The organism is Micromonospora sp. WMMD882, from assembly GCF_027497255.1.
Taxonomy (GTDB): Bacteria; Actinomycetota; Actinomycetes; order Mycobacteriales; family Micromonosporaceae; genus Micromonospora.
Genome location: NZ_CP114903.1, coordinates 2,907,717 through 2,927,796 on the forward strand (window position 1 = coordinate 2,907,717; position 20,080 = coordinate 2,927,796).

Annotated in this window: 17 protein-coding genes, 3 tRNA genes and 1 pseudogene; 7 read left to right on the forward strand and 14 right to left on the reverse strand. The window is 74.4% G+C overall.

The window, feature by feature from the left end; all coding sequences use genetic code 11:
* Nucleotides 1–204: 204 nt before the first annotated feature.
* From O7606_RS11840 to O7606_RS11850, 3 genes are read left to right on the forward strand one after another with little or no spacing between them, the layout of a single operon-like run.
* Complete coding sequence (locus O7606_RS11840; RefSeq protein ID WP_281599626.1) at nucleotides 205–2,481, forward strand: RNA degradosome polyphosphate kinase; 2,277 nt, start codon at nucleotides 205–207, stop codon at nucleotides 2,479–2,481.
* Between the two features lie 24 nt (nucleotides 2,482–2,505).
* The gene (locus O7606_RS11845; protein ID WP_281599119.1) at nucleotides 2,506–4,059 is read left to right on the forward strand and encodes a CYTH and CHAD domain-containing protein; all 1,554 of its coding nucleotides are present in this window, start codon (nucleotides 2,506–2,508) and stop codon (nucleotides 4,057–4,059) included.
* Complete coding sequence (locus O7606_RS11850) at nucleotides 4,047–4,928, forward strand: NUDIX hydrolase (RefSeq protein ID WP_281599628.1); 882 nt, start codon at nucleotides 4,047–4,049, stop codon at nucleotides 4,926–4,928. The genes O7606_RS11845 and O7606_RS11850 overlap by 13 nt, the downstream gene beginning before the upstream one ends.
* Before the next feature lie 72 nt (nucleotides 4,929–5,000).
* Here the strand turns inward: O7606_RS11850 and O7606_RS11855 are convergent, their stop codons facing one another.
* The 3 genes from O7606_RS11855 to leuC all read right to left on the reverse strand — a co-directional run bounded on the left by O7606_RS11855 (nucleotide 5,001) and on the right by leuC (nucleotide 7,983).
* Nucleotides 5,001–5,759 (reverse strand): HU family DNA-binding protein, encoded by a 759-nt coding sequence (locus O7606_RS11855; RefSeq protein ID WP_348651165.1) that lies wholly within the window; start codon nucleotides 5,757–5,759, stop codon nucleotides 5,001–5,003.
* A 173-nt stretch (nucleotides 5,760–5,932) separates the two neighbouring features.
* Nucleotides 5,933–6,520 (reverse strand): 3-isopropylmalate dehydratase small subunit, encoded by a 588-nt coding sequence (leuD, locus tag O7606_RS11860; RefSeq protein WP_281599121.1) that lies wholly within the window; start codon nucleotides 6,518–6,520, stop codon nucleotides 5,933–5,935.
* Nucleotides 6,521–6,537: 17 nt separating this feature from the next.
* Nucleotides 6,538–7,983, reverse strand: a complete 1,446-nt coding sequence (leuC, locus tag O7606_RS11865) for a 3-isopropylmalate dehydratase large subunit (RefSeq protein ID WP_281599122.1) — start codon at nucleotides 7,981–7,983, stop codon at nucleotides 6,538–6,540.
* 49 nt (nucleotides 7,984–8,032) lie between these two features.
* On the opposite strand from leuC, the gene O7606_RS11870 reads away from it, so the two are divergent.
* Complete coding sequence (locus tag O7606_RS11870) at nucleotides 8,033–8,719, forward strand: IclR family transcriptional regulator (RefSeq protein ID WP_091458257.1); 687 nt, start codon at nucleotides 8,033–8,035, stop codon at nucleotides 8,717–8,719.
* A gap of 69 nt (nucleotides 8,720–8,788) precedes the next feature.
* On the opposite strand, the gene O7606_RS11875 is transcribed toward O7606_RS11870, so the two are convergent.
* The 4 genes from O7606_RS11875 to O7606_RS11890 all read right to left on the reverse strand — a co-directional run bounded on the left by O7606_RS11875 (nucleotide 8,789) and on the right by O7606_RS11890 (nucleotide 10,226).
* Nucleotides 8,789–8,864: transfer RNA gene (locus O7606_RS11875), tRNA-Glu, on the reverse strand.
* 149 nt (nucleotides 8,865–9,013) lie between these two features.
* Nucleotides 9,014–9,086: transfer RNA gene (locus tag O7606_RS11880), tRNA-Glu, on the reverse strand.
* Between the two features lie 138 nt (nucleotides 9,087–9,224).
* Nucleotides 9,225–9,296, reverse strand: a tRNA-Gln gene (locus O7606_RS11885).
* Between the two features lie 129 nt (nucleotides 9,297–9,425).
* The gene (locus O7606_RS11890; protein ID WP_281599125.1) at nucleotides 9,426–10,226 is read right to left on the reverse strand and encodes a fumarylacetoacetate hydrolase family protein; all 801 of its coding nucleotides are present in this window, start codon (nucleotides 10,224–10,226) and stop codon (nucleotides 9,426–9,428) included.
* A gap of 150 nt (nucleotides 10,227–10,376) precedes the next feature.
* On the opposite strand from O7606_RS11890, the gene O7606_RS11895 reads away from it, so the two are divergent.
* Together O7606_RS11895 and O7606_RS11900 are read left to right on the forward strand one after the other, a co-directional pair.
* A complete protein-coding gene (locus O7606_RS11895; protein ID WP_281599126.1) occupies nucleotides 10,377–11,573 on the forward strand; it encodes a hypothetical protein in 1,197 nt (398 codons plus the stop codon).
* Nucleotides 11,574–11,718: 145 nt separating this feature from the next.
* The gene (locus O7606_RS11900; protein WP_281599630.1) at nucleotides 11,719–12,558 is read left to right on the forward strand and encodes a 3-methyladenine DNA glycosylase; all 840 of its coding nucleotides are present in this window, start codon (nucleotides 11,719–11,721) and stop codon (nucleotides 12,556–12,558) included.
* 47 nt (nucleotides 12,559–12,605) lie between these two features.
* On the opposite strand, the gene O7606_RS11905 is transcribed toward O7606_RS11900, so the two are convergent.
* The 7 genes from O7606_RS11905 to O7606_RS11935 all read right to left on the reverse strand — a co-directional run bounded on the left by O7606_RS11905 (nucleotide 12,606) and on the right by O7606_RS11935 (nucleotide 18,722).
* Nucleotides 12,606–13,100, reverse strand: a complete 495-nt coding sequence (locus tag O7606_RS11905; protein ID WP_281599127.1) for a cellulose binding domain-containing protein — start codon at nucleotides 13,098–13,100, stop codon at nucleotides 12,606–12,608.
* 339 nt (nucleotides 13,101–13,439) lie between these two features.
* Entirely contained in the window at nucleotides 13,440–13,865 is a 426-nt protein-coding gene (gene arfB / locus O7606_RS11910) for an alternative ribosome rescue aminoacyl-tRNA hydrolase ArfB (RefSeq protein ID WP_281599129.1), read from the reverse strand.
* 46 nt (nucleotides 13,866–13,911) lie between these two features.
* Nucleotides 13,912–14,781 (reverse strand): trypsin-like peptidase domain-containing protein, encoded by an 870-nt coding sequence (locus O7606_RS11915; protein ID WP_281599131.1) that lies wholly within the window; start codon nucleotides 14,779–14,781, stop codon nucleotides 13,912–13,914.
* A gap of 45 nt (nucleotides 14,782–14,826) precedes the next feature.
* Complete coding sequence (locus O7606_RS11920) at nucleotides 14,827–15,786, reverse strand: VWA domain-containing protein (RefSeq protein WP_281599132.1); 960 nt, start codon at nucleotides 15,784–15,786, stop codon at nucleotides 14,827–14,829.
* Complete coding sequence (locus O7606_RS11925; protein ID WP_281599133.1) at nucleotides 15,783–16,955, reverse strand: DUF58 domain-containing protein; 1,173 nt, start codon at nucleotides 16,953–16,955, stop codon at nucleotides 15,783–15,785. The genes O7606_RS11920 and O7606_RS11925 overlap by 4 nt, the downstream gene beginning before the upstream one ends.
* The gene (locus O7606_RS11930; RefSeq protein ID WP_281599134.1) at nucleotides 16,952–17,992 is read right to left on the reverse strand and encodes an AAA family ATPase; all 1,041 of its coding nucleotides are present in this window, start codon (nucleotides 17,990–17,992) and stop codon (nucleotides 16,952–16,954) included. The genes O7606_RS11925 and O7606_RS11930 overlap by 4 nt, the downstream gene beginning before the upstream one ends.
* A 163-nt stretch (nucleotides 17,993–18,155) precedes the next feature.
* A complete protein-coding gene (locus tag O7606_RS11935) occupies nucleotides 18,156–18,722 on the reverse strand; it encodes a hypothetical protein (protein WP_281599135.1) in 567 nt (188 codons plus the stop codon).
* A 685-nt stretch (nucleotides 18,723–19,407) separates the two neighbouring features.
* Between O7606_RS11935 and O7606_RS11940 the strand changes: the two are divergent.
* Nucleotides 19,408–20,078: pseudogene (locus O7606_RS11940) on the forward strand (endonuclease/exonuclease/phosphatase family protein).
* Nucleotides 20,079–20,080: the final 2 nt, after the last annotated feature.

Genomic DNA, 20,080 nt, shown 5'->3' on the forward strand with positions numbered 1-20,080 from the left:
GAGCTGCCCGAGCCGGTCGGCAGTGACCCGCCCGCACGGCCCCGCGCCCGCCGTTCCACAGCCACCCGGGCCGCCACCGAACCGGCCACCACCACCGAACCGGCCACCACCACCACCGAACCGGCCACCCCTGAACCGCCCACCACCGAGCCGCCCACCGCCGGTCCCCCCGACGCCGGGCCGGACGACGCCGGGCGCGGACCCATGGGCACGCCGGACGACGCCGGCTCCGAACCCGAGCCCATGGGCACCGTGGACGACGGCCAGCCCGGTCCGGGCGCGGGCGGCGCCGCCTCCGCCGGGGTCGACGAGGTGACCGACCCCGGCGGGTACGGGTCGCCCGGCGGGACCGGCCCGGAGCAGGTCGGCCCCGGCGGGCCCCGACCGCCCGACGACGACGAGCCGGCGACGCCGGAGCCGCTGCCCGAGGACCGCTTCCTCAACCGGGAGCTGTCCTGGCTCGACTTCAACGCCCGGGTGCTCACCCTGGCCGAGGATCCGCGCACCCCGCTGCTGGAACGGGCGAAGTTCCTGGCCATCTTCGCCAGCAACCTGGACGAGTTCTACATGGTGCGGGTCGCCGGGCTGCAACGCCGGCTCTCCGCCGGGCTGCCGGTACGCGGCGGCGACCGGATGCCGCTGCGCACCCAGCTCGAACTGATCGCGGAGAAGTCCGCCGACCTGGTGGCCCGGCACGCCGCCTGCTTCGTCGACGACGTCCGGCCGAAACTGGCCGCCGAGGACATCCACCTGCTGGGCTGGTCGGATCTCGGCGATCCGGAACGGGAACGGCTGCGCACCTACTTCCGGGACCAGATCTTCCCGGTGCTCACCCCGCTCGCCGTGGACCCGGCGCACCCGTTCCCGTACATCTCCGGACGGTCGTTGAACCTGGCGGTGACGGTCCGCGACCCGCACGGCGGGACGGAGCTGTTCGCCCGGGTCAAGGTGCCGAACAACGTGCCCCGGTTCGTACGGGTCTGTCGTGACCTGCCCGGCGTCCGGTTCCTGCCGGTCGAGGAGCTGATCTCCGTACACCTGGGGCAGCTCTTCTCCGGCATGCAGGTGGTCGAGTGCCACCTGTTCCGGGTCACCCGCAACGCCGAGCTGGAGGTCGACGAGGACCGGGACGAGGACCTGCTCCAGGCGCTGGAACGCGAGCTGGCCCGCCGCCGCTTCGGCCCGCCGGTCCGGCTGGAGGTCGCCGCGTCCATCTCCGACCACATGCTGGAGCTGCTCGTCCGTGAGCTGGACATGGACGCCCACGACGTGCTGCGGGTGCCCGGCCTGCTGGACCTCTCCGCGCTGTGGCAGGTGTACGGCGCGGCGGACCGCCCGGACCTGAAGGACCCGCCGTTCGTGCCGGCCACCCACCCCCGGCTGACCGAGGGCGAGGTGCCACGCAGCGTCTTCGCCACCCTGCGCGACGGCGACATCCTGGTGCACCACCCTTACCACTCGTTCGCGACGAGCGTGCAGCGGTTCGTCGAGCAGGCCGCCGCCGACCCGCACGTGCTGGCCATCAAGCAGACCCTCTACCGCACCAGCGGCGACTCCCCCATCGTGGACGCCCTGGTCGACGCGGCCGAGGCCGGCAAGCAGGTGGTGGTGCTGGTCGAGCTGAAGGCCCGGTTCGACGAGGTGGCCAACATCGGTTGGGCCCGCACCCTGGAGCGGGCCGGCTGCCACGTCGTCTACGGCCTGGTGGGCCTGAAGACCCACTGCAAGACCTCCCTCGTCGTCCGGCAGGAGGGCAACCAGATCCGGCGGTACTGCCACATCGGCACCGGCAACTACCACCCGAAGACCGCCCGGCTGTACGAGGACTTCGGCATGCTCACCGCCGACCCCGAGATCGGGGCGGACCTCACCGACCTGTTCAACGTGCTCACCGGGTACAGCCGGCAGACCGCGTACCGGCGGCTGCTGGTCGCCCCGCAGGGCATCCGGCGGGGCCTGGTCGAGCGGATCGACCGGGAGATCGCGCACACCCGGCTCGGCACGCCCGGCCTGGTGCAGATCAAGGTGAACTCCCTGGTGGACGAGGAGATCACCGACGCGCTCTACCGGGCGTCCCGGGCCGGGGTGCATGTCGACCTGCTCATCCGGGGCATGTGCACGCTGCGGCCGGGGGTGCCGGGCCTGTCGGAGAACATCCGGGTCCGCTCGATCCTGGGTCGGTTCCTGGAACACTCCCGCGTCTTCCGCTTCGGCAACGACGGGGCCACCGAGTTCTGGATGGGCTCGGCCGACCTGATGCACCGCAACCTGGACCGTCGGGTCGAGGCGTTGGTGCAGGTGAGCGATCCGGTCGCGCGCGCCGAGCTGGATCACGTGCTGACCGCCGCGATGAGCCCGGAGGTGGACGCCTTCGAGCTGGCCCCGGACGGCACGTGGCGACGCCGGGTCGGCACCCCGGAGACGCCGCTGACCGACCTCCAGGAGCTGCTGCTGCGCCGCGTCGGCGGCACGGCCGGCTGAGCGCCGTCGGCATAGGGTGTGACGATGATCGAGGAGGAGCGCAAGTACGCGGTGCCGGACGGTTTCCGTCTGCCGGACCTGTCCGCCGCCCTGCCCGACGGCGGGCGGACGCGGACCCGGCGGTCGGTCACCCTGGTCGCCACCTACTTCGACACCGCCGATCTGCGGCTGGCCCGGGCCGGGGTGTCGCTGCGTCACCGCAAGGGCGAGAAGCGGCCCTGGACGGTGAAGTTGCCGACCGGCGTCCCCGGCGCCCGGCACGAGATCTCCCGTCCGGGTCGGGCCGCGACCGCTCCGGCGGAGCTGGTCGCGCTGGTCACCGCGTACCACCGGGGCGAGCCGTTGCGTCCGGTCGCCCGGGTGCGGACCGTCCGGCGACGGCGTGAGCTGCTCGACGGCGACGGCGCCCCGCTCGCCGAGGTGGTCGACGACGAGGTGACCACCGACGTCCTGCCCGGCGCCGACCGGGACGGGTCGAGCGGGGCCGCCGGGGGCACGTTCCGGGAGCTGGAGGTGGAACGCCTCGCGGGCGGCGACGACACGGTGCTCGACCGGGTGGAGGACATCCTGCGCGCGGCGGGCGCGCGACGCGGGACGTTCGTCCCGAAGCACGTCCGGGCGCTCGGCCCGGCCGCCGGACGCGCCCCGGACCGGGTCGACCCGGTCGGCCTGCCGGACCGGCCGACCGCCGGTGACGTCGTCACCGAGGCGGTCCGGCGTGGAGTCCGTCGCGTGCTGCGGCACGATCCGCTGGTCCGGCTCGGCGACGAGGCCGGCGACGTGGACGCCGTCCGTCGGATGCGGGTCGGCGCCCGACGGCTGCGCAGCGACCTGCGGACGTTCGGTCCGCTTGTCGACCCCGACTGGGCGCGTCCGCTGCGCGCCGAGCTGGCCTGGCTGGGCGGGGTGCTGGGCGCGGTCCGCGACGTGGAGGTGCTGCGCGGGCGGCTGCGGTCCACGGCCGCCGCCGACCCGGTCAGCGCGCTCGACCCGGACGCGGTGGACCGGTTGGACGCCGCGCTCGTCGCCCGCCACGAGCGGGCCCGGACCGCCGTGGACGAGGCGTTGCGCTCGCCCCGCTACCTCGCCCTGGTCGAGTCGCTGGTGGCGGCGACCCGCGCGCCCCGGCTCACCGGGCGGGCCGACCGGCCGGCGAAGAAGACGCTGCGCCGGCTGGTCGCCAAGCCGTGGCGGCGGTTGACGTCCGGCACGAAGCGGCACGACGGGGTGGACGCCCTCGACCCGATCGGCCCCGACGAGACCTGGCACGAGATCCGCAAGGAGGGCAAGCGGGCCCGGTACGCGTTGGAGGCCGTCGCCCCGGTCGCCGGCGGCGGCGCGGCGAAGCTGGTGCTGGCGATGAAGGAGACGCAGGCGTTGCTCGGCGCGCACCAGGACGCGGCGGTGGCCGCCGAGGTCTGGACCGAGCTCGCCCTGGCCCATCCGGACGATCCGGCGCTGGCGGTCACCGCCGGCCGACTGGCCGAACGGGAACGCGCGGCGGTGCGCCGGGCCCGGGCCGGGTTCCCGGGTCGCTGGCGGCAGGTGGCCCGGCTCCGGAAGGGCTGGTTGCGGTGAACGTGATCCGGGCCGCCGGCGGGGTGGCCTGGCGGCCGGCGCCGGGCGGCGGGGTCGAGGTCTGCCTGGTGCACCGGCCCCGCTACGGGGACTGGTCGCTGCCGAAGGGCAAGGTGGAGCCGGGCGAGCATCCGCTGCTCGCCGCGGTCCGCGAGGTCGCCGAGGAGAGCGACGTGCGGGGGGTGCCGCAGGTACGGCTGCCCAGCGTGTCGTACCGCAGCGCCGGGCAGCCGAAGGTGGTGGACTTCTGGTCGATGCGGGCGGTGGGTCAGGGCGGCTTCGAGGCGGGCACCGAGGTCGACGACGTGCGCTGGCTGCCGGTCGAGGCGGCGGCGGACCTCGTCTCGTACCCGCACGACGCCGAGGTGCTGCGCACGTTCGCGGCCCTGCCGCCGGTGACCGGCACGGTGGCCCTGGTCCGGCACGCGCACGCCGGCGCCCGGGCCACCTGGTCGGGGCCGGACACCGCCCGCCCGCTCGACGGGACCGGCCGGGCGCAGGCCCGTACGCTCGCCGACCTGCTGGCCGTGCTCCGGCCGGCCCGGCTGTTCTCCGCCTCGCCCCGCCGCTGCGTACAGACCCTCGACCCGTTGGCGGACCTGCTGGACCTGCCGATCGAGGTGGACCGTGACCTGGACGAGCCGGAGCCGGGCCAGCAACGGCAGGAGCGGGCGCTGGCCGCGGCGGCCCGGCTGACCGAGCTGGCCGCCGCGGGCGCCCCGGTGGTGGCGTGCAGCCAGGGCAAGGTGATCCCGTTCGCGCTGGAACGGCTGACCGGTCGGTCCGGTGACTTCACCACCGCCAAGGGCGGCGGCTGGCTGCTGGCGTTCACCCCCGGCGGCGTGCTCCCGCCCGATCTTCTCCGCTGAGCCGGACAGGGAGGGTCCGGCACGACGAGGGGCGCCCACCTCGACGGTGGACGCCCCTGCGGGTACGACCGGTCAGCGGGTGGCGGCCTTCTTCGCCGGCGCCTTCCGGGCCGGCGACTTCTTCGCCGTGGTGGCCTTCGCCGTGGTCGACTTGGCCGCCGTTGCGCCGGACTTCTTCGCCGCGGTCGTCTTCTTGGCGGCGGTCTTGGTCGCCGCGCTCTTCTTGGCCGGAGCGGCCTTCGCTCCGGCGGCCTTCGTACCGGTCGCCTTCGCCCCGGTGGCCTTGCTGCCGGTCGCCTTCGTACCAGCGGCCTTCGTCGCGGCCTTGGTGGCCGTCGCCGAGGTGGCCTTCGCGGCGGCCGTGGTCTTGCGGGCGCCGGTCGCCTTCGTACCAGCGGCCTTCGTACCAGCAGCCTTCGTGCCGGTCGCCTTCGCGCCGGTCGCCTTGCTGCCGGTGGCCTTGCTGCCGGTGGCCTTCGTGCCGGTCGTCTTGGCCGCCGCCGTCGTCTTGGCGGCGCTGGTGGTCTTCTTCGCGGCGGTCGTGGCCTTCGGCGGCTTGCCGCTGGCCACCATCTCCTTGAAGCCCGCGCCCGGCCGGAAGGTCGGCACGGACGTCTTCTTGACCTTCACCGCCTCTCCGGTACGCGGGTTCCGGGCTGTTCGGGCGGCGCGTACGCGCTTCTCGAACGCTCCGAAGCCGGTGATGGACACCTTCTCGCCCTTCGCGACCGCCGCCTGGACCTCAGCGAGGACCGCGTCGAGCGCCGCAGTCGCCGCCTTCCGGTCTCCCAGGCGAGCGGCGAGCGCCTCGATGAGCTCGGCCTTGTTCACGACTTCCTCCCAATTGTGCAACTGACTCGACGCGAGCCATTCTGCGCGCACGGTATGCCCTCCGCTGCCCGGACACAAACATTCGGCGGAAAAAAGCCCTTGTGTCGTAACGGATTCGCCCCCGCCGGGGACCCGGCGGGGGCGAGAACTCAAGCCGTGGACGGCCGAACGGGCTATGCCAGCACCGGAAGGAAGGGTGACCGGCGGGCCTCGTACGCGGTGATGTCGGCCTCGTGCCGGAGGGTCAGTCCAATGTCGTCCAAGCCCTCCATCAACCGCCAGCGGCTGAAGTCGTCAAGCGGGAAGGGCCAGGTGTCCGCGCCGACCCGGACCAGCCGCTCGGCGAGGTCGACGGTGACCGCCGTCGTCGGGTCGGCCTCCAGGCGATCCCAGATCTCCTCGACGGTCTTCAATTCCAGCTCGACCGGGAGGAGGCCCTCCTTCAACGCGTTGCCGCGGAAGATGTCACCGAAGCGCGGTGAGATCACCGCGCGGAAGCCCCAGTCCCGCAGCGCCCACACGGCGTGCTCGCGCGACGACCCCGTGCCGAACTCGGGACCGGCGACGAGAATCGACGCCCCGGAATACGAGGAATCGTTGAGCACGAATCCCGGGTCCTCCCGCCACGCGCTGAAGAGCCCGTCGGCGAAACCGGTCCGGGTCACCCGCTTGAGGTACACGGCGGGGATGATCTGATCCGTGTCCACATTGGAACGGCGCAGCGGCACGGCGGTGCCGGTGTGCGTGGTGAACCTGTCCATCGTCTCGGGTCGTCCCTTCAGAGATCGGCCGGCGCGGCCAGCTTGCCGACCACGGCGGTGGCGGCGGCGACCGGGGGCGACACCAGATGGGTACGCCCGCCCCGGCCCTGCCGGCCCTCGAAGTTGCGGTTGGAGGTGGAGGCGGAACGCTGCCCCGGCGAGAGGGTGTCCGGGTTCATGCCCAGACACATGGAACAGCCGGCGAACCGCCACTCCGCCCCGGAGTCGATGAAGATCTTGTCCAACCCCTCGGCCTCGGCGGCCAGGCGCACCGCGGCGGAGCCGGGCACGACAAGCATCCGCACGCCCTCGGCGACGCGGCGGCCACGCAGCACGTCCGCCGCCGCGCGCAGGTCCTCCAGCCGGCCGTTGGTGCACGAGCCGACGAAGACCACGTCCACGGCGAGGTCACGCAGCGCGGTGCCGGGCCGCAGGTCCATGTACTCCAGGGCCCGTCGGGCGGCGGTCCGCTCGGCCTCGCCGGCGAACTCCTCCGGGTCCGGCACCGCCGCGCCCAGCGGCGCGCCCTGCCCCGGGTTGGTGCCCCAGGTGACGAACGGGGTGACCTGCGTGGCGTCCAGGGTCACCTCGGAGTCGAAGACCGCGCCGTCGTCGGTGGGCAGGCTCCGCCAGTAGGCCACGGCGGCGTCCCAGGCGTCCCCCTGCGGCGCGTTCGGCCGTCCCTTGAGGTACGCGAAGGTGGTCTCGTCCGGCGCGATCATGCCGGCCTTGGCGCCCCACTCGATGGACATGTTGGCGATGGTCATCCGGCCCTCCATGGACAGGGCCCGGATCGCCTCGCCCCGGTACTCCACCACGTGCCCGCGACCGCCGCCGGTGCCGACCTGGGCGATCAGCGCCAGCACCAGGTCCTTGGCGGTCACCCCCGGTCCGAGCTGACCGGTCACGTTCACCGCCATCGTCCTCGGCCGGGCCTGCGGCAGGGTCTGGGTGGCCAGCACGTGCTCGACCTCGCTGGTGCCGATGCCGAAGGCCAGCGCGCCGAACGCGCCGTGCGTGGCGGTGTGCGAATCGCCACAGACGATCGTCATGCCGGGCTGGGTGAGGCCGAGCTGCGGCCCGATGACGTGCACGATGCCCTGGTTCTCGTCCCCCAGCGGGTGCAGCCGTACGCCGAACTCGGCGCAGTTGCGGCGCAACGTCTCGATCTGGGTACGCGAGGTCGGGTCGGCGATGGTGAGCAGGTCGCCGCGTCGCTCGCGGAAGGCCGGGTCCGCGTACCCGGTGGGGGTGTTGTGGTCCTCGGTCGCGATCGTCAGGTCGGTACGGCGGACCGGACGGCCGGCCAGCCGGAGACCGTCGAAGGCCTGCGGGCTGGTGACCTCGTGCAGCAGGTGCAGGTCGATGTAGAGCAGATCCGGTTCACCCGCGGCGGATCGCACGACGTGCGCGTCCCAGACCTTCTCGGCCAAGGTCCTTGGCTTCGGAGTGACTCCCACCATCTGGACATCCTAAATTCTGGGAGGTAAGTTTCGGCTTGTGGGACACAGTATGAGCGGTGTCGGCGTTCTCGACAAGGCGGTGGTCATCCTGGCCGCCTGTGTCGACGGCGCCAGCCTGGCCGAACTCGTTGATCGCACCAAGCTGCCGAGGGCGACCGCCCACCGGTTGGCGCAGGCGCTGGAGATCCACCGGATGCTGGTCCGGGACACCCAGGGACGGTGGCGTCCCGGCCCGCGCCTCGGTGAGCTGGCCAACGCGGCCCCGGACGTGCTGCTGACCGCGGCGGAGCCGCTGCTGGCCGCCCTGCGCGACGCCACCGGGGAGAGCGCCCAGCTCTACCTGCGCCGGGCCGACGAGCGGGTCTGCGTGGCCGCCGCCGAGCGGGCCAGCGGCCTGCGGGACACCGTGCCGGTCGGTTCGGTGCTGCCGATGACCGCCGGCTCGGCGGCGCAGATCCTGCTGGCCTGGGAGCCGCCGGAGGCGGTGATGCCGCTGCTGCCCCGCTCGAAGTTCACCGGCCGCACCCTCGCCGAGGTCCGTCGGCGCGGCTGGGCGCAGAGCGTCGCCGAACGGGAGGCGGGTGTGGCAAGCGTCTCCGCCCCGATCCGGGACCGCACCGGCCGGGTCATCGCCGCGATCAGCATCTCCGGCCCCATCGAGCGCCTGGGTCGCCGCCCCGGCGAACGCCACGCCATGGCCGTCGTCCGGGCCGGCCAGCGCCTCTCCGGCCTGTGACGACGGGGGACGGACACCGGAAAAGCCGGGTGGCCCGGCTCGTCGAGACGAGCCGGGCCACCCGGCAACTGGTAGCCCCGACCGGATTCGAACCGGCGCTACCGCCTTGAGAGGGCGGCGTCCTGGGCCGCTAGACGACGGGGCCAAGACTTTTCCTGCTTCACCGCCCCTGGGAGGCGGCGCCGCCGTAGTCTAACCACGTCCCCCGACCCCGGCGTGGACCGGGTGGGGGCCGGCAGACCCGGCGGAACGAAACAGCCCGCCCCGCTGAGACGGGACGGACCGGTGACGCTGTAGCCCCGACCGGATTCGAACCGGCGCTACCGCCTTGAGAGGGCGGCGTCCTGGGCCGCTAGACGACGGGGCCAGAACTTCGTGTGCGTCGTCACCCTTGTCGGGTGACGACGCTGGACTCTATCAGAGATCGTTTGGGTGCCTCCGCTTGGCGGCGGAGACCGAACTCCTTCAGAACCAGCGACCGAGACGCTCACGCGCCTCGACTGCGCTGGGGTACCAGGACTCGAACCTAGACTAACTGAACCAGAATCAGTCGGGCTGCCAATTACCCCATACCCCATTGGTGCCTCGCGGCACCGGATCGGCACCTTGCGGCACCGGGGAGAAACTTTACTCCACCGGTGCCGGCAGGCCAAATCGGGTTACCGAAACCGCCCCTGAGCTGCGACTTCGTCCCCCGGGAGCGGATTCAGGCGGCCACCACCGGATTGGTCAACTCCCCGATCCCCTCGACACGCACGGTGACGGTATCCCCGTCCGTGAGCGGGCTAACCCCGGCCGGCGTGCCGGTCAGCACCACGTCCCCCGGCAGCAACGTCATGACGTGCGAGATGTACGACACCAGTGACGGCACGTCGAAGACCATGTCCTTGGTCCGGCCGAGCTGACGGACCTCCATCTCCTCCGGGTCCCGTCCCACCTCGCAGCGGACCTCCAGGTCACCGACGTCCAGCCCGGTGGTGATCCACGGCCCGATCGGGCAGAACGAGTCGAAGCCCTTGGCCCGGGTCCACTGGCCGTCGGCGCGTTGCAGGTCCCGGGCGGTCACGTCGTTGGCGCAGGTGTAGCCGAAGATGGCCCGCTCGGCGGCGGCCCGGTCGGCCCGGCGCGCCCCGGGTGGCCCGATCACCACCGCCAGCTCGGCCTCGTGCTCCACCTGACGGGAGAAGAGCGGCAACCGGATCGCGTCCCGGGGACCGATCACGCTGGTGGAGGGTTTGAGGAACAGCAGCGGCTCCTTCGGCACCTCGCTGCCGTGCTCGGCGGCGTGGTCGGCGTAGTTGCGGCCCACGCAGACCACCTTGCTGGGCAGGATCGGCGAGAGCAGCCGGACGTCCGACAGCGCCCACCGGGCGCCACTGAACTGGAGCTGCCCGAACGGATGTCCGTCGATCTCGGCGACGGTGAGCCCCTGCGGCCCCACCCCCGGCTCCCCCTCGACGGCACCGAACGACATTCCCTTGGCATGAGCGAAACGAGCGATACGCACCCCGCCAATCTAGCCCGCCGGCCCGGCGGGCAGCCGTCGCCACGGGGCCGGCATCCTACCCACGCCGCTGGTCACGGGGGTCGGCTTCGCCGGTTGCCACCCACCCGGGACGGCGACGCGCCTAGCGTCGGCCGCGGGAGGTGCGAACGGATGTCTGCATCGACACGACCCCACCGGAAACTGGCGGTGCTCGTCCACTGCCTGGGCGCGCTCACCGCGCTGCCGGCGCTGGTGACGCCCGGACCGCCGCCGCAGGCGCAGGCGGACCCCGGGACCACCCGGCCGGCGCGGGTCCGGGTCAGCGTCACGCCGGCGGACACCCCGACCCCGGCCTACCGGATCGAGGTGCGCAACGACGGCGGCGGCCCGGTCGACACCACCGTCCGGCAGGAGCTGCCGCCGGGCTCGTCGGCCACCACGATCACCGCCGGCGGCCGGGCCGACCGCGCCGATCCACCCGAGATCACCTGGCGGCTCCGGCTGCCCGCGCACAGCAGCACGACCCTGAACACCGCGCTGGCCGCCGGTCCCACCGACCAGCCGCTGACCGCGCCGGCCTGCGCCTTCTCCACCGGCGGCGACCGCCCGTACGACTGCGGGACGGCCACCTGGCGGCGGACGGCGAGCCGCGGCGACGAACCCGAGCCGACGCCGCTGTGGCGACGACCCACCACCGGGCTGGGCGCGCTCGGGGCGCTGCTGTTCGCCGGGACGGGCTGGTGGGCGCTACGTCGGCGGACCGGCCGGAACGGCGGGCCTACCGCCACGCCGACCGCCCGGGGCACCCTCTACCCGCGACCGGCGGTACCGCCGCCGGCGTACCGACGGCGCACGCCGCCGGTCTGGCTGGTGGTCGGCACGTCCGCGGCGGTGCTGACCGGAGTGGTGGGCGCGGCTGCCTGGACGGCCACGTCCCGGGTCGCCGCCGTCGACACCGGACAGCGGCCGACCAGCGGCGCGTGGACCGGGCAGGGGGCCACCGGGACGGTCGGCACGCCGCTGCGGGAGGCGGCGTTCGAGTTCACCGTCTACCGGGTCGCCTGTGCCGGCCCGGCCCAGCGACGACGCTGCCAGGCCGCGGTCGGGGTGCGCAACCTCACGCCGGAGCAACAGGTCTGGCACGGCGAGTTGCAACGGGCGTACCTGCCGGACGGCGGCTGGGTCAACGCCGACGAGGTGGCCACCCGGGGCGTCAACCAGGGACGGGACGTCTTCGCCGAGCCGGTGGGGGCCGGGCAGCGGATGGTGCTGCCGCTGGTCTTCACCATCCAGGACGCCCACGCGCCCCGACAGCTGGAGCTGCGCAGCGGGGTCTTCTCCGCCGGGGTACGGGTGGACGTGCCCTGACCGGGGCACGGACGGCGGTCGTACCCTGGGGGCCGTGACCGCCGTCGGACCACCCGCGCCCGGCCGATCCCCCGTGCCCGGCGGCGCTGCCGTGCCCGGCGGCGCTGCCGTGCCCGGCGGCGCTGCCGTGCCCGGCGGCGCTGCCGTGCTCGACGCGCCGCGGTGGCGGGCCCGGCGGCAGGCCCACCAGGACCGGGTCGACGCCTGGCTGGCCCCGCACCTGGCCCGGCGACAGGCCGGGGAGCGGCACCCGGTGGAGGACTTCCTCTTCACCTACTACTCGCACCGGCCGGCGCAGTTACGCCGGTGGCATCCGGGGGCCGGGGTGACGTTGCGCGACGCGGAGCCGGCCGAGTTCGGCCCCGACTACCGCGCCACCGCCACCGGGGTCACCCTCGACACCGGCCGGGTACGCGCCCGGCGCGCCGAGTCGGTCACCTGGATCCGGGGCCTGCTGGCGGCCACCGCCGCCCGACCGGCGCACCTCGGCTGCTTCGGCATGCACGAGTGGGCGATGGTCTACCGGCAGACCCAGGACGAGATACGCCACGACGCGTGGCCGCTGCGGCTGAGCCCGGACCGGACCGCCGAGGTGGTGGAGGAGCGGGGCGTACGGTGCAGTCACTTCGACGCGTACCGCTTCTTCACCGCCCCGGCGCGGCCGTTGAACGTGCTCCGCCCGACCCGGGACAGCCAGCACGCCCTGGAGCAGCCGGGCTGTCTACACGCCAACATGGATCTCTACAAGTGGGCGTACAAGCTCTCCCCGCTGGTCGCCTCGGAGCTGGTCGCGGACTGCTTCGCGCTGGCCCGGGAGATCCGGACCCTGGACATGCGGGCGTCCCCGTACGACCTGGCGGCGCTCGGCCATCCACCGGTGCGGGTGGAGACGCCGGAGGGCCGGGCCGAGTACGCCGCCGCCCAACGGGGTTTCGCCGGGCGGGCCGCCGTGCTGCGCGCCCGCCTGTTGGCCGCCCTCGACTGACCGGGGCGGGCCCGGCCCGCCGGGCGGACGGGCCGGGCCCGGACGGCTCAGTCCGCCGTGCAGGTGAGGGTGGGTTCGGTCGGGGCGCTGGTGGCGGTGGCCAGGAATCCGAAGACGGCCTCCTCCCCGTGGAACAGCGCGCCGTTGTGATCCGTGTTCGCGGCGGTGACCGTCGTGCCGGACTGGGTCAGTCGGGTGTGCCAGGCATGACGGACGCGGTGGCCGTCGGGCAGCGTGAAGGTGACCGTCCAGCTCCGGCTGGGGGCGAGGCCGACGTTCCGGACGGTCACCCGGCCCTGGAAGCCGCCCGGCCACCGCCCGACGGTCTGGTGGAAGGCGTAGCAGTGCGTCTCGTCCGGTGGCGGCGACGTGGGGGGCGGGGTCAACGGGACGCTCGGGGTGGTCGGGGTGGCGGCGGCGGGTCGGTCGGCCGCCGGGGCGGCGGGCGCAGTGGTGACGACACCGACCAGCAGGGCCAGGGGGACGGCGACGGCGGCGACGGGCGCGGTCAGCCGGGTGGGACGGAACAGCCTTCGGCGCATGGTGACGGGGCTCCTGTCACGTGACGTGATGCGATGCGGTCGAGGACGGCCCGTGTGCTCCCGGAGCCATTCCACCAGAAAGCCCTGCCCCGCTCAACGCCCCCCGGCGCCACTGTCGCAGGACGCCCGCCCTCCCGACCCCACCCAGCCCGGTCACCCACGGTGAAGAACCACCGCAACGCCCCCCATCCTTCCGCTCCCTTTGCTCTGCACCCAGGTATGCGCCAGTCACCTGCGGGTGTTGGTGCGTCCGGGGGTGCAGAGCAAAGGGAGCGGAGTGGTGTGTGTGGGCTGGCGACGCCGGGTCACGAGAGCCCTGTGCGGCGGGATGGGCGATTGTCAGTCGTCGTCCGCCCGGCGGTTGCGTTTGACCTGCGACCGACGTTTCTTGTCGTCCAGTCGGCGCTGCTTGGCCGCCCGGGACGGCCGGGTCGGTCGGCGGGGCGGCGGCGGCGCGGCGACCGCCTCGCGCAGCAGCGCGGCCATCCGTTCCCGGGCCGCCTCCCGGTTGGCGAGCTGCGCCCGGTGCTCGCTGGCGGCGACGGTGAGCACCCCGTCGACCAGCCGGCCGGCCAGCCGCTCCAGCGCCCGGTCCCGCAGGTGCGACGGCAGGCTCGGCGAGGCGGCCAGGTCGAAGCTCAGCTCGACCCGCGAGTCGGCGGTGTTGACGCCCTGCCCACCCGGCCCGGAGGACCGGGAGAACCGTTCCCGCAGCTCCGCCTCGGGGACGAAGAGCCGGTCGGTCACCCGCAGTCCGTCGTCCATGCGCCGAGGCTAACCGGCCGTCGGCCGGGGCGGCCGACCGGTCTGCTCAACCACCCCGGCCGATGATGGTGTCGGCGGTCTGCTGGACCTGCTCGATGGGGATGGCGAAGCCGATGCCGATCGATCCGTTGCCGTCGATGGTGGCGATCGCGGTGTTCACGCCGACCACCTCGCCCCGGGCGTTGACCAGCGGGCCGCCGGAGTTGCCCGGGTTGATCGAGGCGTCGGTCTGCACCGCCGTGTGCCGGTTGTCGCCGAGCCGGACCTGCCGGTCCAGCGCGCTGACGATGCCGGCGGTCACCGTGCCGGGCAGGCCGAGCGGCGAGCCCACCGCCAGCACCGGCTCGCCGACCCGGGTGGCGCCCGGTCTGGCCAGCGGCAGCGGGGCCAGCCCGGCCGACGGCGGCACCCGCAGCACCGCCAGATCGCTGCGGGGTTCCCGGCCCACCACCTCGGCCGGCAACCGACGGCCGTCCGGCAGCTCCACGGTGACCGCCCCGCCGGTGCCACGGGCCAGGATGTGGTCGTTGGTGATGATGTGCTGCTGGTCGTCCACGGCGAAACCCGAACCGGTGGCGCTGCGACCCCGACCGGCGCCGACCAGCACCGAGACCACCCCCGGCACGGTGCGCTCGGCGGCGGTGACCAGCTCGGCCGGCACCGGCGCGGCCGAGGCCGCCGGCGGTCCCACCGGATCGTCCAGACCGGCCACCCAGCCGCCGGCCACCGCGCCCGAGGCGGTGGAGAGCGCCACCACCGCCGCCGCCGCGGCGAGCGTCCGACCGGGCCACCCGCCCCGGGGGCGCTGCGGCCCGTCCCCGGACGGCCGGCCGCGCGGCCATCCGCCGTCCGGCACTGGTCCAGGTGAGACGAACCACGGTCCCCGTGGCTCACCGAGTCCGGTCCGCACCACCATCCGTCCACTCCTTCACGTCACGTCCGCTCCTGCCGGCTGGGTCCGTCAGGGCAGGCGGGAGAACCAGCGCAGCGAGCCGGCCGCCGCGCCCAGGGCGAAAACCAGTCCGAGACCGATGAACCGGGCCGAGACGTCCTGCCGTACGTTCCGGTAGCCGACCGAGGTGCCGATGTCCTCGTAGACGGCACGCAGCTCCTCGCTGCTGGTGGCCTCGTGGAAACCACCCCCGGTCTCCTCGGCGACCGCCCGCAGGGTCTGGCCGTCGACCGGCACCTGGATCGGCCGGCCGCCCCGGTCCACGAACCCCGCCGGGGTGCCGAACGAGATGGTGTGCACCGGCACCTTCGCCGACACCGCGTCACCGGCCGCCTCGATCGGGTCCCTGCCGGAGGTGTTCGCCCCGTCGGACAGCAGGATGACGCGGGCCGGCGGGGGCTCCGTGGCGGCCTGGTCGTCCAGGGCTCTGACCGCGCCCAGCGAGGTGTTGATCGCCTCCCCGATCGCGGTGCCCTGGACCCCGGTGACCCCCTCGGCGAGCCGGTCGATCCCGTCGTGCAGGGCCTCCCGGTCGGTGCCCGGCGGCACCAGCACGGCGGCGCTGCCGGCGAAGGCGACCAGCCCGACGTTGAACTCCTCGGGCAGGCCGTCGACGAACCGGCGGGCGGCCTGCTTCGCGGCGGTCAACCGGTCCGGGTCGACGTCGGTGGCGAGCATCGAGGTGGAGACGTCCACCGCCACCATCACGGTGGCCCGCTCGCGCGGCACCCGCACCTCGGCGGTGGGTCGGGCGAACCCGACCACCAGCAGCGCCAGCATGGCCAGGAACAACCCCGCCGGCAGGTGCCGCCGCCAGGTCGGCCGGCGCGGCGCGACCCGGTCGAGCAGCCGCAGGTTCGTGAAGCGTACGGCGTGCCGGCTGGGCCGGCGCTGCGCCAGCGCGTACGCGACGACCAGGGCGAGCACGCCGAGCAGCAGCCAGAGGCGGAACGGGGACTGCCAGGTCACGCGCCACCTCCCCGGCCGTCGCCGGGGGCGCCCACCGACGGCGCGAGCCCGCCGGGGGCGCCCCGGGACGGCGCGAGCGCCGACCGGCGCTGGGCGTGCACGTGCCGGACGATGTCGGCGGTCCAGTCCCGGTCGGTGCGCAGGGCCAGGTGCGCCACGCCGCAGCGACGCAGCAGACGCCGTACCTGGTCGCGTTGGTCGGCCGCCGCCCGGGCGTACGCCTCGCGCAGGGCCGGGTCGCCGGTCCACACCTCACGGCGTCGGCCGGTCTCCGGGTCGACGAGCGTGACCAGCCCGACGTCGGGCAGCTCCCACTCCCGTGGGTCGGTCACCTCGACCGCGAGCACCTGGTGGCGGACGGCGAGCCGGCGCAGCTCGCGGGCCCACGGCGGCTCGGCCCGGGGGTTGTCGGGCAGGGCGTCGAGGAAGTCGGAGACCACCACGACCACGCCCCGTCGGGCGGTGAGGCGGCGCAGCGCGGCCAGCGCCCCGGCCAGGTCCACCGGCTCCGCGACGCCGGCCGGCGGGACGCGGCCGGGGCCCGGCGGCGGGACGGAGCCGCCGCCGGGAGGCGGACCAGGGCCGTCACCGGCCGGCGGGCCGGCGCGGGGTGGCGCGGGGCGGGTCGGGTCGGCGGCGCGGGGGGCGGCGAGCAGCGTACGCAGCAGGTTCAGCAGGTGACGGCGACCGCTGCGGGCGGGGAAGCGCCACAGGCCGGTGGCGGTGAGTACCTGCGCGCCGAGCCGGTTGCCGGTCCCGGCGGTGAGGAAGCCGACCGCCGCGACCGCCGCGACGGCCAGCTCCCGCTTGTCCAGGTCACCGGTGCCGAACTCCATGCTCGGGCTGGCGTCCACCAGCAGCCAGGTGGTGAGTTCCCGGTCGGCGTCGACCTCGCGTACGTGGGCGACGGCGGTGCGCGCGGTGACCGCCCAGTCCATCCGGCGGACCTCGTCCTCGCCGGGCCGGTACTCCCGGCTGCCGGCGATCTCGCTGCCCGATCCCGGCAGCAGGCCCCGGTGCTGGCCGTGCAGCAGGCCGTCCAGTCGCCGGGTCACGGTCAGCTCCAGCCGGCGCAGCTTCCGCTCGGGCGCCAGGTCGGCCAGCCCGGGCGCGGCAGCCGGGTCGGCGGGTGGGCGACGGACGGTCCCGGCCGGCCGGCGCCCGCTCACGCCGCCGCCAGGTCGGGCGTGAGCGGGCGGCGGTCCGGCGCGATCCGGGGTGGCGCCACCACCGCGACGATCTGGTGGACCAGCGCCTCGGCGGACACCCCGTCGGCGATGGCGTCGAAGGTGAGCACCAGGCGGTGGGCGAGCACGTCGACCGCCAGGTCGCGGACGTCCTGCGGCAGGACGTGGTCCCGGCCGCGCAGCAGGGCCTGGGCCCGGGCCGCGGCGACCAGCCCGAGGGTGGCCCGGGGGCTCGCCCCGTACGCGAGCAGTGGCGCGAGGCCGGGCAGGCCGAACCGGGCGGGGTCGCGGGTGGCGAGGATGAGGCGGACGACGTACTCGGCGACGGCGTGGTGCACGAAGACGTTGCCGGCCCGGGCCTGGAGGGCGCGCAGCCGCTGGGGGTCGAGCACCCGGCGGGGGCGGGGCCGGTCGCTGCTCATCCGGTAGAGGATGGCGAGTTCGTCGGCGTCGCCGGGGTAGTCGACGAGCACCTTCATGAGGAACCGGTCCCGTTGCGCCTCGGGCAGTTGGTAGACGCCCTCGGATTCGACCGGGTTCTGGGTGGCGAGCACCAGGAACGGCTCGGGTACGGCGAAGCTGCGCCCGCCGATCGACACCTGCCGTTCGGCCATCGCCTCCAGCAGGGCCGACTGCACCTTGGCCGGGGCCCGGTTGATCTCGTCGGCGAGGACCAGGTTGGCCATGATCGGCCCGAGCTCGATGTCGAAGCTCTCCCGGGAGGCCCGGTAGATGCGGGTGCCGACGATGTCGGAGGGCACCAGGTCGGGGGTGAACTGGATCCGGGAGAAGCTGCCTCCGACCACGGTGGCGAGGGTCTGCGCGGCAAGTGTCTTGGCCACCCCGGGCACGCCTTCGAGCAGACAGTGCCCGTCGGCGAGGAGCGCGGTGAGGAGGCGTTCGACGAGCCGGTCCTGCCCGACGATCACGCGTCTGACCTCGAAGAGGGTCTGTTCCAACTCGACGCCGGCAGCGGCGGGACCGGCGGGGCCGGCCAGGGTGTCCGAGATGTCCGTCACGGTGCTTGCTTCCCCGGCCGCCGGACGGCAAACGTCGGACATCGGGCGCCGGCCGACCCGGACGGGACGCTCCGGCACGGACCGCCCGCCCCGACGCAGCGCCGACCGGCGTGGGGCCCGGGCCGGCCTCCGTGGTGCGCGGAAGGCCGGCCCGGGGGTGGGGTCAGCCCTGCGGATTGCCGGGGCTGGTCGGCGGGGCCAGGGGCGGAGCGGTCACCACCGGGTCGGCCACGACCAGGTGGAAGCCCCGGTCGGCGGGGCTGCCGGCGGAGTTGCGGGTCTGCACGAAGACCCCGTTCGGGGTGGCGAGCCGGGGCGCCACCCCGATCTCGCCGGACGGCGGGATGCAGCAGTCGACCGCGATGCCGATCGTCGCCACGTACCCGGAACGGCTCACGTCGTGGTTGAAGACGACCTGGTACTGGCCGGCGCCGTACTTGGTCACCGACACCGCGTCCCAGCCCCGGGCGAGGGTGCCGTTGGCGTTGACCACGGCGAAGGAGACGGAGCCGGGGACGGCGTTCGCCGACGGGCCGGCTCTCATCGCCTGCCGCGCGGCGCGGGCGTCCTCCGGCGAGATCTGCGGCTGCCCGACCGCCTGGCCGACCCGGTCGGCGGCGGGCGCCGAGCCGGCGTCGGGTTGGGCGGCGGCGATCCCTCCGCCGGCCAGGGTGAGCCCCAGTACGGCGAACGTCACCGTGAGCGCCTTACGTGAAAACAGTTTGGCCATGACAGGTCTCCCTTGCGTTGAGCGAGGCGAGCAGGGCCGGCCCGCAATTAGCGAGTCGGATTCTTGCCGAATCATGCTGGCCGACCAGCAGGCGAACAGACGACCCGACCAATGCGTTTGTGGACAGCTTTACACCCACTCTGGGCAGGTAAAACTACAGAGAGTTGCGGCCCCAACCACTCTGGAACCTAGCACCACAAAAAGCTTCCAGTCAATGCTTGATCATGCGCCGAACAGCAGCTTTATTGATCCGATTCGTTTTCGGGAAATACTCGCGTAACACGCCGTCGCCGGGCGCCCCCCAACCGGACGGAAGGCCGTCGGGGCGCAGGCTGCCGAGGCGGCGGCACGGGACGCTAGCGTGACGCCGGTGACCGTACGCGACGAGGACCGACCGGTGACCCGGAGCGCCACCGGGACCCTGCTCTGCTGGCTCGCCGTCGCCCCAGCGGCGGCGTGGGCCGTCGTCCGGCTGACCGGCGTGGAACGTGGCGCGTTGGTGCTGGCGGTGGCGTTCACGCCGTACGTGGCGGTGGGTGGCCTGCTGCCGCTGGCGCTGGCGCTCGCCCTGCGACGCTGGTGGCCGGCGGTGGTCGCGGCCCTGACCGTGACGGCCCTGGTCGGCGTCGTCGCGCCCCGGGCGCTGCCCGACGACCGACCGGCCGCCGACGGGCCGGCGCTGCGGGTGCTCACCGCGAACCTGCTGGCCGGCGCGGGGGACGCCGCGACGCTGGTCCGGTTGGTTCGCGTCGAACGGGTCGACGTGCTGGCGGTGCAGGAGTTCACCCCCGACGCCGGGGCCGAGCTGGACCGGCTCGGGCTGGCCGCGCTGCTGCCCCACCGGCAGCTCAACCCGGAGATCGGCACCACCGGCTCCGGGCTCTACGCCCGCTTCCCGCTGACCGAGGTCGGGATCCGCCGCAACGCCGGCTTCGCCTTCACCCAGGCGTACGGGACGCTGACCGTCCCGGGGCGCCGCCGGTGCGGATCGAGTCGGCGCACCCGGCGGCCCCGCACCACCCGTCGGTGGTCCCCGACTGGCGGACCGACCTCGCGGCGCAGCCCCCGGCGACCCCCGACGGACGGCCGGGCATCCTCGCCGGGGACTTCAACGCCACCCTGGACCACGCCCTGCTGCGGGACCTGCTGGCGACCGGGTACGTCGACGCCGCGGACGCGGTCGGGGCCGGGCTGGTCGGCACCTGGGGCCCGTACGACGGCGACCTGATCCCGCCGGTCACCATCGACCACGTGCTGGTGGACCGCCGGATCGCGGTCCGGGCGGTGACGGCGCACCGGCTGCCCGGCAGCGACCACCGCCCCGTCCTCGCCGACCTGCGCCTCCCCCGGGCCTGAGC

What these genes read in the sequence shown, in the direction of transcription:
- O7606_RS11840 (WP_281599626.1), top strand. Translation starts at nt 205, where the DNA reads ATGGGCACGCCGGACGACGCCGGCTCCGAACCCGAGCCCATGGGCACC.
- leuD (WP_281599121.1), bottom strand. Translation starts at nt 6,520, where the DNA reads ATGGACAGGTTCACCACGCACACCGGCACCGCCGTGCCGCTGCGCCGT.
- O7606_RS11915 (WP_281599131.1), bottom strand. Translation starts at nt 14,781, where the DNA reads ATGGTGGTGCGGACCGGACTCGGTGAGCCACGGGGACCGTGGTTCGTC.
- O7606_RS11905 (WP_281599127.1), bottom strand. Translation starts at nt 13,100, where the DNA reads ATGCGCCGAAGGCTGTTCCGTCCCACCCGGCTGACCGCGCCCGTCGCC.
- O7606_RS11845 (WP_281599119.1), top strand. Translation starts at nt 2,506, where the DNA reads ATGATCGAGGAGGAGCGCAAGTACGCGGTGCCGGACGGTTTCCGTCTG.
- O7606_RS11895 (WP_281599126.1), top strand. Translation starts at nt 10,377, where the DNA reads ATGTCTGCATCGACACGACCCCACCGGAAACTGGCGGTGCTCGTCCAC.
- arfB (WP_281599129.1), bottom strand. Translation starts at nt 13,865, where the DNA reads ATGGACGACGGACTGCGGGTGACCGACCGGCTCTTCGTCCCCGAGGCG.
- leuC (WP_281599122.1), bottom strand. Translation starts at nt 7,983, where the DNA reads ATGGTGGGAGTCACTCCGAAGCCAAGGACCTTGGCCGAGAAGGTCTGG.
- O7606_RS11935 (WP_281599135.1), bottom strand. Translation starts at nt 18,722, where the DNA reads ATGGCCAAACTGTTTTCACGTAAGGCGCTCACGGTGACGTTCGCCGTA.
- O7606_RS11870 (WP_091458257.1), top strand. Translation starts at nt 8,033, where the DNA reads ATGAGCGGTGTCGGCGTTCTCGACAAGGCGGTGGTCATCCTGGCCGCC.